Source organism: Parabacteroides provencensis, assembly GCF_900232875.1.
GTDB lineage: Bacteria > Bacteroidota > Bacteroidia > Bacteroidales > Tannerellaceae > Parabacteroides > Parabacteroides chinchillae.
This window is the reverse complement of record NZ_LT960492.1, coordinates 17,290-30,791: the sequence shown is the minus strand read 5'-3', so window position 1 is coordinate 30,791 and position 13,502 is coordinate 17,290. Positions and strand designations below refer to the sequence as shown.

The window sequence follows — 13,502 nt, the reverse complement described above, 5'->3', positions numbered from 1 at the left end:
TATAATGCGACCAGCCAAAAGATTCTACGTCTCAGAAGAACAGTCATTCCGGATCATCTCTAAAATGTTAAAAGGACAAAGCATTGGAATAAGAAACCCTCTTAAATTACAGATGTACGAAGAAATATTCTTACGGGTAAAACAAGAATTAGAAAAATCAAACCTGTCGACAATTGAAATCATCGAAAAAGTCATTAACCAAAGCGCACCAAGGTTCTACATAGATATTAAATCGGCCAGAATACTACATTACAAACTGCTAAATAGAAGAAGATGGAATATATAGTTATTATACTATTCGTAATCGTACACATTTGTGCGGGTAATGAATTAGGATACTCTTCTTCAAGTCCGATCTGGACTCATGCAACCTACCAATTCCAGCATTTGAACTGGATTCATCTCTTGTTAAATAGTTTCACTTTTTTATCTCTTTGCAAAATATTACGGAAAGCGTTACCCCTATCATTAATCTTGGTGTATGCTTATTTTACATCAGTAATTATTTCTTTCTTCTCAGAGCTTGATCTGCCAACAGTAGGGGCTTCTGGAATGATTTACGCGATGTCTGGAATGTTTATTTCCATCAGTCTGATAGGAGAAAAACTTAGAATCGTAGACTATAGTAAATTTTCGCTTTTTCTTTTTGGAATTACAATAGCTCTGGTTCTATCCGCGATTAAGCCCCATATTAATTTTTTTTGTCACTTGTTAGGGCTTTGTTTAGGAAGCAGCATAGGAATATTAGACAATTGGCTTAATCATGAGAAACATTCAAGACGCAATTAAAGAAAATAATTGTAGGCTTGAATACATAAACCAAGTCTACAATCCGGAAACCGGAGAAGGTTGCGATACATTTACACGAATCAAAGTCTGTATCAAAGATTGCCCCATACCCGTACAATACGTTCCTGAAAAAATGTACCAAAATGAACCAATTTGCGAAGAAGTCCATAAGGCAGGATCAATCAAAGAGTACTTAAAAAAGAAGAAAATACCTTATACCAAACTCCGTCACCAAGAGTTCTTAATCTGTTTTTTCAAACTTAGAATAAAATACGATTTCGAGTACTTTGCTTATACCTGTCTTACTATCGAAGACGGTCGTAATGGATTAGGTGATATTCCATTTAAGCTCAATAGAGGACAAAGAAGACTTTTAAAAAAACTTGAAGAGCAACGTCTTGCAGGAAAGCCTATCCGAATTATACTACTCAAATCCAGACAGTGGGGAGGTTCCACTTTGATACAGTTGTATATGCTATGGATTCAGTTAGTGCATAAAGAAAAATGGCATAGCATCATTTGTGCTCATCTTGATCAGGCGGCCAAACATATTAGAGGCATGTTCCAAAGAGCTCTCAAAATGTACCCTGACCTCTCTAACGAAAAATACGAATTAACACCTTATCAAAACACACAAAACATCAAAGAGGTAAAAGCTCGGGGATGTCGTATCACTGTAGGATCAGCAGAATCCCCCGATTCAGTTCGTTCTCAAACCGCATTCATGATACATTATTCCGAAGTCGGTTTATTCCCTGCCACCGAAGGAAAAAAGCCGGAAGATCTTATCGGAGCAACCAGTAGTGTAGTGAAAAGAATCCCATATTCTATGATTGTATATGAAAGCACAGCTAAAGGTATAGGAAATTTCTTCCACACGCAATGGCTCAAAGCTACGGATCCCGATAAAAAATCAGCATTCGAGCCGATATTTGTCGAATGGTTTCTCATTGATATGTATTCCGAAGCAATTAAAATACCATACGAAGATTTTATAAATAGCATGACTGACTATGAATGGATGCTATTTGACAAAGGTGCAACACTGGAAGCTATTAATTGGTATAGAGGAAAAAGTGGCGAGTCGGCATCGGAATCCAGTATGAAAGAAGAATTTCCATCTGACGACATAGAGGCATTCCAGAACTCCGGACAACCCGTATTTAACGTTACGCATGTTGAGAAATTGCGAAAAGATTGTATTTCTCCAATTGCAATCGGAGAAGTCTATGGGCGAGCTTCTGCTGCATCGGCCAAATTGAAACCCGATCTAAGAAAAAGAGTTTTGCAGGGTGTCTCCTTCTCAGAAAACAATAAAGGTTGCTTAAAAATCTGGGATATGCCGGATAGCTCCATAAAAGTTAGCAACCGGTATGTCATATTTGTGGACACCGGAGGCAGGAGCAACAAAGCGGATTATTCCGTCGCTACAGTCTTTGATCGCTATTGGATGATGTTTGGCGGCAAACCGTCAGTCGTAGCCCAATGGCGAGGGCACATAGACCACGATATCCTTGTCTGGAAATGTGCTCAATTAGGTGTATTCTACCAGAATGCCTTGCTTGTATTTGAAAGCAACACCCATGATACAGAAAAAGACAACGATACAGATGGCGATCACACTGAATTTATATTCGATACGATATCCAAATACTATACAAACCTATATTCCCGTACACCCGCAGATAAAATAGTTGAAGGATTGCCACCGAAATGGGGCTTTCACATGAACAAAGCTACAAAAGCAATGATCATAGACACCTATATCAGTATCCTACGTGAACAAGGTTATAAAGAAAGAGACAGCGACGCTCTTAATGAGGCTCGGTGGTATGAGAAAAAAGCGAATGGATCTTTTGGTAATATAGACGGTAAACATGATGACATACTTATTACGCGAATGGGAGGATTACATGTGTGCTATGATCTTCCTTTACCCAAAGTTATCACAGATAATAAATTAATAAAAAATCGAGAAATCATCAGCGAATCAACAATTTAAACATTACACTTATGAAAACAGAAATCTCAATTATTCAGTTCTTAAAACAATGGTTTTATTTAAAAAGAAAATCTATTCAGTTATCACTTGCTATCCAGCTGTGCGACTTAAAGCAACAAGCTTTTAATCGGAGGTATTTTGTTATACTTGATCATAACGACAAGCTAATATCCCTATCAAAAGAAGACATCAACCGCATGAAACGACTGCGTGTGATTCAAAAAAATGTAACACACCTGGACCTAATGGAAAAAAGTTTTTATTATACCCCATTATCAAGAAATGATTCCAGTTCGCTATCACCCGAAGATCGAAAAAAGCGCAGAGACACCTACATGAAATACATTCGGTCAAGAAAACATATCACCATCTAAAGAAGATCCCGGTTATTCCGGGACTCTTCCATTTTTAAGCGAATCAACCATTTCTTTTTTCTTGACAGCCACTTCTTCCTTCAAACGTTTTAAGTACTCTTCGTCTGTTGTTTCCCTTATTTCGTCATTCAGATCACTTATTTCATCATAAAACGACTTTATAAACTCAGCCTTTTTCCATTCGTCGCTATTCTCAAACTCTTCGAGCTTTTGAATATACTTTGCACTCTGGAGAGAAGGAGAATTATCAATAAGTCTCTTATATTTACGATAAGCGTGTTCAGCTTCTTTCATCTCATCCAAATACTTGTAAAACTTCTCGTTCACCTTCATCATTGTCCCGTCGACTTCTCCCGTGTCATAAAATCGGTTCAGAACCGGAACATTACGCCAAGAGAAATCATTTATTCCGGTAGGTATCCCAATAACTGTTTTAAAAGATTGATTCATAAAAGTAAACATTCCTCCTAAATAAGCCTCAAATAAATGTTCAACAGCTGCGGGGTTAGATAGATTAACCGCTGTTGGTGAAGATCCAAGCAGTTTATCATACCATCCTCTTTTTGCTTCATCGCCTCCAGTAAGTATATTCAAATATTCAGAAATCTTTATGGGAATAACACTCGTACTTTTATATATTCTTTGATACTCTGGATCATATTCATTAAATGGCGTGATCTTAGCGATAGGCTTGCCTGTAAAATCTTTGTTTGTAATATAAGATTCCACAACAGGCTGCAATGCACTTGGCACATACACACTTGATCCACCCACTGGGTTTAACGGAAGAAGATCTAATAATCCTAATACAACATCGCCAGTCGCTTCTGTTCCTTCGTCGTATCCGCACGCATATCGTAAGGCTGCATCTCCGATGCCATAGAAAGCTCTCAACTCTATAGGAAGTGGAATTTTAAGAAATCCATCCATTCCTATAAAACCAAGAGGAATACAAAGGTTGTTTTTCCTCACATAATCCGGAAGTCCCATATATTTCTCCCGATCATCATCATCACCCAAAAGAGATAAAATAGATGGAATAACCATTCCTGCGACAGCAAAACCACCAAGCAGCTTAGCTGTTCCTGCTTTATTCCTCATACACATGTTAAAAGCATTATTCAATGATTGAACAGCGGCATTAAAGAATAGAAAGAAACTCTTGAAAGTTGAATTTCCCATCGCCCCACTACCCTTTCGGTTGAAATTTATCGTTACTTCTTTCGCATTGGAAACAGACTGAAGTATGCTTCTTCCTTCCTGCCGGCTAGTCATATATGTAGCAAAACGTGACAAATCTTCTGCCCATTCATTTGGAAGTTGCATAAAATCAAGAACAGCATTATAGCCTCGCTTTGTTTTAGCCCATTTCCCTGTTGCAAGGCTATTTTCTATTTGTTCTTTATATTTGTCAATACTATAAAGGGCTGTATAACCTGTGCGTCCACCATTTTTAAGAAATTCATCCAACATGACAGAGATTGGATCATTCTGATCAACTTGCCAATTTTCTCCTGCCTTAATCCTGCCAAATAAAGCCTTACTAGCCTTCGATACATTGCGAAGGAAACGACGCTGATACTTTCCGCCTTCTTTCACACCTAATGTAGTTGTAGACCAAATCAAGTCCCTTGATAAATTAGAGAAAACAAACGCCGGGTTGCGTGTCGTAAAATTAGCCGCCATCTGCCGATTTGCCCACTCCATTCCCTTCACAAACTTACTCAGGTTTCTTTCTGGTGAATTTAACCCGTTTATTGCTTGTGCTACCTTGGGATTCCCATGAACATATACAATATGCTCTTCTCCATTAAGTTTTACTTTTACCAGATGCTCTTCTTGCTCTTTTTGTGAAGTCTTTAAGTCAATCTTTAATTTACCTTTACGAGGTTTTGCTTTGCCTTCGGATTGAAGACGGATCATATCAGCTTCATGATTCTCTATGTTTTTACGATATTGTTCAGGATCGTCATCAAAATCAGGATATGACGGCTCCCATATTTCAACACCATCCTTATCAATCCCCATATAGGCATACCATTGCTTACTCACGCTTAAACCCTCTATATCACCACTTTGAGCAAGGCGGTATAAATGAAGTTTCATTTGATTTTTATTTCCACCAACTATTACACTATTTCCCATTGACATCATGTAAGCCAGCGGATCATCTGCTCTAGAAGTTCTACCTTTTGCCGTTTTAATAGGATCATTGTAGGGTATCTCCGAATCCGAGTAATAATCATATACATCATGTGCCACCGCCTCATCAAATCCTCTAAGAGGAATATAATATTCATACATTCCCTTGATCTTATCATACGTTTCTCTATTAATCATTCCACTATCAAATGATTTTTTCAATGAGAAATCATTTACCGCATGAATTTTATTCCAAAGATTTTTAATCTCCGTCTTGTACTTTGATTCCGTATCAGTAATAAAATCACCTATACTAACCTCGCCTAATTCCTTCTGAATAGCAGTCAAACCGGAGAAATCTTTGCCTGAAAGAGACTGTTTCATATCCTCGAATTTTTCATCTGACAACACAGAAAGTTCTGAAAACTTTTTACTATCTATTTCCGATTTCAACCTATCTCTCAGTTCATCATCTTTAATAGCATCTATAGCATCTGCTAATTCATCATACCGCATCTTTTCATTACGTTCTAACCCATGTTTAGCCATAACGTAATTCTCAATATCCCGTTGCGTTATTCCTTTTTTAGTTAATCGCTCAACAGCTTCAACCATTGGATCCACCAACTTTGCTTTGAACTGTTCCTGTTCGTACGTGTTACGGGGAGACAATGTGTTTTCATACAGATACACATTCATATAGTCAGGAATCGGCTTCCCTGTTTTTTTCTCAAATATATCTTGTAGCTTTTTTACAGCTATCATCCGGTCAACATAAGCCTCATGGAGCAGTTCGATTCGAGATTGGATATTTCCCTTTAGCTCGGCTTTTTTTTCTGGAGACATACGCAACTCATCAAAAGGCTTCTTGCTCCTGAATAACGTATCATATTCTTTAATGTTTTCACGCACAGCATTGTCTGCTTTTGTCTTCTTCATCACATCAAATGCCGTATCGCTTTCTTTCAGGCGATTCTTGCTTTTCCAAAGCATATACATTATATCGCCATCGGACATTTTAAGATCTACGCCCATACTACGGAATACATCTTTGATTATGGAACTGATTTTTTGTATAATACCTGGATCAGACATCGTTTCGGCCATGTGTGCACAATATTCTTCGCCAGAAACTGTTTTATCACCAAATTCATTCATCAAAGAATCTTGTACCTCTTTAGGGAGAGATTCATATACGGAATCCATTGTAGATGTAAAGTTATCACCCAGCATGCTACGAAGTCCTTTATGAGCTACAACTTCATGTAAAGTCGTAGATTGTGCATCTGCTACACTTTCAGCATTCGGTAACACTAAATAGACTTCATTAGTCACTGGATCATACCAACCTTTTGAACCACGTTTCTGACGTTGTTGTTTAAGATCGTCATCTGCAATCTCGTTTACATCTTTAATAATATGAACAGGCGTATTCAGGGTTTCGGATAATTTTTCCACGGACGATGTAATTTTCCCTTCGTCCAAGGTTGGATTTACGAAAGAACCAACTATATTTGTAGCAACATTAAGTTCTCGAGTTGAAATTGCCAGGTCAGTAGCATGGGGCATCTGTTGAGCAATCCAACTCGAGAATTTATTTTTCTCAGCATATTTCAACCGATCTCCCCTGTTTACCCAACCTATTATGCCTTTTACGTCATCTTTAGGATAGACACTTGTAATTGAGTTTACACTAATTCTATTAAAACCTCTCGGCACGTTCGTGCTTAAAGAGACAATAAAACTGTTACCCTTATTATCTTTCAGTTCTGTTAGTATAACCTTGCTCCCATAAGACGAATTGCTATTGAACACCGCTATTGGATTCGCTATTGCTTGTGGAAGATTTACCACACTTCCGAACTCAAAAGGATGATTACTTTTATATTTTTCTGACGCTTTTATTGCTAATTTGTCAGATCTTAACTCAATCGGCAAATCCGGTATTCCCGCCGCTTGCAAAACAGCAGACGGTTTACCCAGCTGATAAATGTGCCCTTTGGGTAAAGTTCCATCTAATTGTTGCTGCAATTCATTGTTGAACTTCTGGTTTACATCATCTATACCGGTATTCGTACCACTCCCTTCTGTTGTACGGAAACGGATATCATCATCGAAGAGAGAATAGTTACCATTATTATCTGTAGCACTCTTGATTTGGTTGGGCTCAAATGCAACTGTCATAGTATATTTTCCATCAGAAACTATTACTCCATCCTTATTCTCAGATTCCTCTATCATCAATGATTGGTAATTGTCCCAAAACTCAATGACGTCATTATCTTCAAACACTCGACCGCCAAGTCCATTCTTCTTACACCATTTTACATCAGCCACAAGTGGATTTCTTAGGTTGATGAAAACAGAAACAACTTCCCCCTTTCGGGTACTGTCGTATTCAGATACAGCATAGTCCCGAGCTATCTTCTCACTGTTAATGAAAAAGAAGCCTTTCTCATCATACGAATAGCGACTACCAACAAATTCTTTTTTAAATTTCGTCAGTCCATTGGTTAGCGTTCCATGATAAACAACTAAAGGCTCACCATTCTTATCTAATACTTTAGATGATTTTTGGGGATCGTTCTCCCAATCTCCAAACCACTTCTTAAACGCTTTACTCCTTACTTGTACCCATTGTTTTTCATTCAAGTTAGTAGGCTTCCCGTTTGGAGCTTTCATGTACATGCCATCAGCTTTGGATCGTTCAATGATACTTTCTTCCTCGGATACTGTGGTCGACTTACGGAAACGGATTTCAGTATCTTCTTTCTTAGTCTTGTTGGCGATCTTGTAGTCAGCAAAAGGCTTTGTTTTACGTGTAGATGAATCAATCCATTCCTTGAATTTACCCTTGCTAACCTCTGTTATATTCCCTAGCCCTTTCCATCCAGGAGAATAATTTGAAAGATAAGCGGCTTTTGCGTCTTCCGTTGAGTTAAAGCCATACATGACTTTGTGTTCATCAAAAGACTCATCTGCATTTACTTGATCTACTACATATATGTTACCAGAAGCTGGAGAATCAGAAAGAAATATATCAATATGATCACCATCAACACCTTCGGTGCCACGAATATAGCCGTAGGTATTATTCATGATCACACTCCATTCTTTACCGTCTGCATCCTTACCAGAACGAATAGATCCGGTCGGTTGTTCTATGGTTATATCAAAACCATCAATCTTTACATGCCCCTTTTTATAGTTCCCAGCCTCTTTCTGAGCATCTGTTGGATTAGTATCAACTTGCTGCTCCGCCTCTAATATAGCCTCTTGAATAGAACTGGTATTATCATCATCAGAAAATTCTTCTCCTTCTATTAACTTGGATTTTTCAACTGGGCTTTCTTGTACAACTCCATCCGAGAGATTGATACTGTCATCAGTTCCCGTGTGTTTTGTTTCAGGTTCTCCAATTCGCCCGGTCTGTACAGATTGTTCGCCTTGCAATAACTGATCGCTTCCTTCACGTAAACCGCCAGTTCCTCCTTCGTCATTTCGTTTATTTTTTTCATTTGTTCTATTGTTATTTTGTGCTAAGATAGCATCTATTTCCTCTTGTTCTTCTTTTATATCCCGTATTTCATCTGCAATTTCTCCACTTACATATTCAATAGTTTCATCGGTAACAAATTCTATTTGTTTACGCATATCCTCTTCGTAAGCCCCATAATCCTCCGGGGACATATGATAATTTTCCTCACACCAAGCCACATATTCATTATATACTGCTTGCCGTTCACGTTCGGCCATCACTTCTCGATTAGTTTTGATATAATTAATAAGATCACCACGTGTACGTGAAGAAGACAATACTTCAATGATAGCGTTGCGCCCAGCATTAGGATCGTTCTGATCAAATAAATTTGTCCCAGCTTCTAAGTCGGCAAGCATAACTAATTCTCCCGCACGCTCTATATTCACCCCTCCTTTTTCAGGAGAAGCGAATAATCCGAACATTTTACTTGTTTCTGTATTTCCTGCGCCTGTTTCTTTTTTGTAACTCTCACGTGTTAACCGTATAGATCCATTAGCAAGCATCTTAGCCGCCAATTCTTCACCATTCACGGGTTCTCCTATAGCTTCAATTTCTTTTGCTATTACATCACCTGATTTTTCATTAGCCTCTTTAATTGTTTTATCAAGGTTTATCCAGAAATCCGCCTCCTGTTTAAGAGTATCATGTGTCTGTTGAGCTTGAAGCAATGCAGACTCAGCTTTATCTTCTTTTCCTATCGGAGAATTATCATAATTCTGTTGCGCCTTGTCTAATTTAGCCGAAGCCTTTTTTAGATCGCTTTCTAATGCATTCTTAGTAACTTCGACTTTATAAGGTAATTTGTCTTTATATTTTTCAAAAAGAAAGTCTAATGTGTTTTCTTCACCGGAAGCAATAAAGTCGGGAGTGCCATCTTCGCGCATAACGATAGGCGATTTTTCAGTAACAGGCAACACTGGTTCCGCCTCTTGTTCCTGAACTTCGACCACATCAGCAGGAACTGGCTCAGAATTTGCAATTTCTGACATTTTGCTTTCTTTATCTGGTGAAACAACCTCATTTACGGGTGATTTTTCTGACGTTTTGTCAATCATTTCACTTTCCACTCCCCCCTCTGCTGATTCTGTTTGGATAGCAGATTTAACAACAATGCTCTTAGGAACCGTTGAAAGGATGCCATCCCCTATATCTATAGACACATCTTCAGACCCCGGCTTAAGATCGCCGACTTTTCCCTTAATCTGTTTCCCTGTATCAGGATCAATATAAGTCACATCGTCCCCATTACTTATTTCCTGAGCCTCTTCCTGTCGCCTCTGTTGTTCTGCCATTTGATCCTGCATATCAAATTCTGTACGCAAATTAGCTTCGTACTGTGCCCGTGAATCAGCGGCACTCATTACACTAGCTATGCCAGAAACTTGGTTTGGAGTAATGACTTGCATTTTACCTTCTGTATCTCTATAATATAAGGATTGATCGCTATTATCAGCATTAAAAAGGATTTCCCCACTTTCATTTTGGCTAACTGCTATATTCCCCTTCGTTATATATACAGGATTATCTTTATCACCATTTATATACACCTGCTGAATCATTCCATTTTCAGCAGTTATAGGAGCAATAGCATTATCATAATTCATCATCTCTGTTTGGATGGAAAGCTCTCGACGTTCATTCTTTTCTTCATTGATCGCCTCAGGCGTACGAAGGGATTTATATGCAATATCAGACTGAACGAGATTGAACAATGCGTCTTTTTGCTCTTGAGAGAATTGATTGCTCGAATCTAAGGCTTCCAAAAATGCCGACTTCTCCTCCGGTGTAGCCGCTTCAAGTTCATTTCCAATACCAAGCATCTTATTGTCACCTTTAAACTCTGAATAAAACACTTCTTTGGCGTTATTGTAGTCTCTACGTGTCTTTATCTTATCATACTGTCTTTTAGCAAAACCAGGAGCACCTGCAGCAGAGAAATACGCACCTCCCCCCATTCCGTACACGAATGAGTCTTTCAATCCATCCGTAATGTCTCTATTCGGATCGGCACCTGTAACCTTGTCTGTAATGTTCTCGGCCAACTGTGAAGCAACTTCTTCAATACCTTCTTCGACGGGTTCATAGAACATGCCAAACTCTTTATAATGCCTTTGCAATTGGCCCATGAGCCCCTTCTTTACAGCCTGTTCAGCTTTATCTCTACCTAAAGATTTATAGAGTGTTTTCATCCATGCCTTCGAGACACCTGCACCTAACATTTCAGACAAACCTTCTGCAGTTCCAGTAATAATGGCGTTAGAAGCTTTTGCGAACTCGCCCATATTAGGATTCTCTGCATCTAACTGATCATATTTATCACTCGCAGTTATAGCACCAATCCCAGCCAGTCCTGCAACAGGAGCCCCTGCAATTGTAGCGGCTGCGGCAGAAATAGACACAGGTAATGATTCTATACCCTGTAAAGCAATGTCACCAATCGCACCGGCATAATCTCCTTCTTTCCATAAATGAGAATAAGACTTGCCATTATACCTATCCGAATTGACCCTCGATGTTTCTGCTACCCCTTTAAAATAGCCAGATGCATCCTTAAACATACCGCCTCTTGTACCAAGTCCTAACTTTTCAATACCACTTGTCGCTTTGTCTAAAGCACCGAATAGCCCGGCGCCTAATTGAGCTCCACCCGCATTCAACTTCTCTATTGCATCCCCAAGATAAGTGTTCCAAAACCCCTTTCTACTTCCTTGATCAGTTGTATCAATATCAGAGTATCCAAGTTTGGCATTGAAATCAGATAGAGAACCGATATCCTCAAACCCATCTTCCTTTAACTTACCATACAGAATTTCTCGTTTACCAGAATCTTTCAGCTTACCTTCAAAATCTTTATAATTTCCAATATCTTCATAGCCGTTTAAAGATAGAGTTTCATATAATTTTTTAGTATTATCTTCCATTACCAACCTATTTTTTTAGACACCTGATTTTCATTCTTTTTATCTCCTTCATCCACAGAAATAGCCAATTCTTTCATCAGGCGAACGGCAGAAGGGCTATCCGGCCAATGCGCCAGGACGTAGTTCATCCTTTCCGAAGGACTAAGGTCTTTATACTTTCTCTTCTCACTCGGATCACCTTTAAAGACATCATTTTCCATCTCTTTAAAAATGCGAGGGTAAATCGTTTTAAACACGTTCTTTTTTAGCTGATATGTTGTCCCTGTATTCGGGTCATAGTATGGTTCTGTTTGATTATCGTTTCCTACAGAAGATTTAGTTGCACGCTGAACATTAGCGTCAGCATTCCTTTCTGAAATACCTTCCATCACCTTGTTATGTCTTATTTGTTCCTTATGTTGGGTATTAAGTCTCTCCTGCTGCTGTCTGAATTTATCTGCCTCCATGGTATTCTTTGCATTTGCTACATCTCTCTGGTTTTTTAATCCTTTCGCATTTTGTATTACACCAAGCAATCCTGAACGATCACGAGTATACCCTTGTCTTGCCGCTTCTATATCTGTCAAAACACTATTATAAAGTCCTGTATCATATCTATCCCGGTCTACTTTATAAATATCACGAAGACGCTGAATATAAGCATCATTATCCTTCTGCGCAGATGAATCGTCTTTTGGTATATATGCCCCTTTAGCCCCGGCTATTCCTTGAACAATCAGCTTTAAACCATCAGCCGCGGATGCGATATTGTTAGCAGCCTTAACACGTTTTTCTTCCGGTAACTGCGGAAAGTGACGAGTTGACTTGTACAATGTCTGATAAAATGGTTCCACTGAGTTTGGATCAAAATTTTTATACAATTGATTGATCCTTTCAGGAGAATAGTATTGAGTTGCTGCTTTCCAATCATCTTCATTCATCCAATATGGCCGTGATGAAGCGGTGGTAGGGGGCACTGTTTCCACACCTTCGTTCTTAACAGCATTATTTTGCTGATTTTTCATTTTCGCCATTGCATCGGCATGAATCGCCTCTCCTAAATAATCCATTAATGCCATCACTCACCAAATTTTGTAGGATAACTAATTTTAGGTACAGATACACCAGGGATTACAGGCTCTTTTAAAAGAATAGAACCGGGCGTTCTACTATCTACCCCTGAATTTAGTATTGATTTACCCATAGATCCCGCACTGTTTAATGCAGTACTAAGCCCATTTTGCATCATATTCGTCCAACTCTCAGTATTTTGACCATTAATCCGTTGTTGCTGATTATACAAATTCTGACGTTGGTTAAGATAACGGTTCATAACATTGTCCTTATACTGTGTATTCATGGCTGAAATATTACTCACAGTATCGGTGATGGATTTATTTGCTACCTCCTTTTCTGCAACCATAGCTTCTGGGGTTGCGCCAGTAATAGCTGCAGTAGAAGCAGAACTTTTAGTTCTATCTTTTAACCCTTCTCTAAGATTCCTTAATAGAGCGGCATTATCCGATCTTTGAAGTGGATCACTGTAATACTCTTTATTAAAAAGACTATCATTATACTCTCTTTCCTCATTAAGTGCTTTTTGAGCCTTTTTTCTTTGTTTTGCAGCCTTTATTCCTCCAAATAATCCACCCAGAAGACCAAGACCGCCTGCTATTGCTGCTCCAATCATGTTTTTATAATTTACAGTTATGATTATGAAGAAAGTAGATATACTTTTGCTTACAATGTTGTAA

General features: G+C 38.6%; 6 protein-coding genes. 3 read left to right on the top strand and 3 right to left on the bottom strand.

All coding sequences use genetic code 11. The features are described from left to right. The first annotated feature begins 273 nt into the window (after positions 1–273). The 3 genes from CTY47_RS14715 to CTY47_RS16840 are packed head-to-tail and all read left to right on the top strand — an operon-like array spanning position 274 to position 3,165. On the top strand, positions 274–789 hold the full coding sequence (locus tag CTY47_RS14715) for a rhomboid family intramembrane serine protease (protein ID WP_099465549.1): 516 nt from the start codon (positions 274–276) through the stop codon (positions 787–789). After that, entirely contained in the window at positions 764–2,791 is a 2,028-nt protein-coding gene (locus CTY47_RS14710) for a hypothetical protein (RefSeq protein WP_099465548.1), read from the top strand. The genes CTY47_RS14715 and CTY47_RS14710 overlap by 26 nt, the downstream gene beginning before the upstream one ends. A gap of 11 nt (positions 2,792–2,802) precedes the next feature. Beyond that, entirely contained in the window at positions 2,803–3,165 is a 363-nt protein-coding gene (locus tag CTY47_RS16840) for a hypothetical protein (protein ID WP_143813402.1), read from the top strand. A 12-nt stretch (positions 3,166–3,177) separates the two neighbouring features. On the opposite strand, the gene CTY47_RS16960 is transcribed toward CTY47_RS16840, so the two are convergent. From CTY47_RS16960 to CTY47_RS14695, 3 genes are read right to left on the bottom strand one after another with little or no spacing between them, the layout of a single operon-like run. Beyond that, positions 3,178–11,769 carry an ADP-ribosyltransferase-containing protein gene (locus tag CTY47_RS16960; protein WP_099465547.1) on the bottom strand — a complete coding sequence of 2,864 codons (8,592 nt, stop codon included), beginning with the start codon at positions 11,767–11,769 and terminating at the stop codon, positions 3,178–3,180. After that, positions 11,769–12,827, bottom strand: a complete 1,059-nt coding sequence (locus tag CTY47_RS14700) for a hypothetical protein (RefSeq protein ID WP_099465546.1) — start codon at positions 12,825–12,827, stop codon at positions 11,769–11,771. Before CTY47_RS14700 ends, CTY47_RS16960 begins: the two co-directional genes overlap by 1 nt. Next, positions 12,827–13,438, bottom strand: coding sequence for a virion core protein, T7 gp14 family (locus CTY47_RS14695; RefSeq protein WP_099465545.1), 612 nt, complete (start codon positions 13,436–13,438; stop codon positions 12,827–12,829). The genes CTY47_RS14700 and CTY47_RS14695 overlap by 1 nt, the downstream gene beginning before the upstream one ends. Positions 13,439–13,502: the final 64 nt, after the last annotated feature.

Bases quoted from the DNA above. Each gene is read 5' to 3' on its own strand.
- CTY47_RS14710 (WP_099465548.1), top strand. From the start codon at position 764: ATGAGAAACATTCAAGACGCAATTAAAGAAAATAATTGTAGGCTTGAA.
- CTY47_RS14700 (WP_099465546.1), bottom strand. From the start codon at position 12,827: ATGGCATTAATGGATTATTTAGGAGAGGCGATTCATGCCGATGCAATG.
- CTY47_RS14715 (WP_099465549.1), top strand. From the start codon at position 274: ATGGAATATATAGTTATTATACTATTCGTAATCGTACACATTTGTGCG.
- CTY47_RS14695 (WP_099465545.1), bottom strand. From the start codon at position 13,438: ATGATTGGAGCAGCAATAGCAGGCGGTCTTGGTCTTCTGGGTGGATTA.
- CTY47_RS16840 (WP_143813402.1), top strand. From the start codon at position 2,803: ATGAAAACAGAAATCTCAATTATTCAGTTCTTAAAACAATGGTTTTAT.
- CTY47_RS16960 (WP_099465547.1), bottom strand. From the start codon at position 11,769: ATGGAAGATAATACTAAAAAATTATATGAAACTCTATCTTTAAACGGC.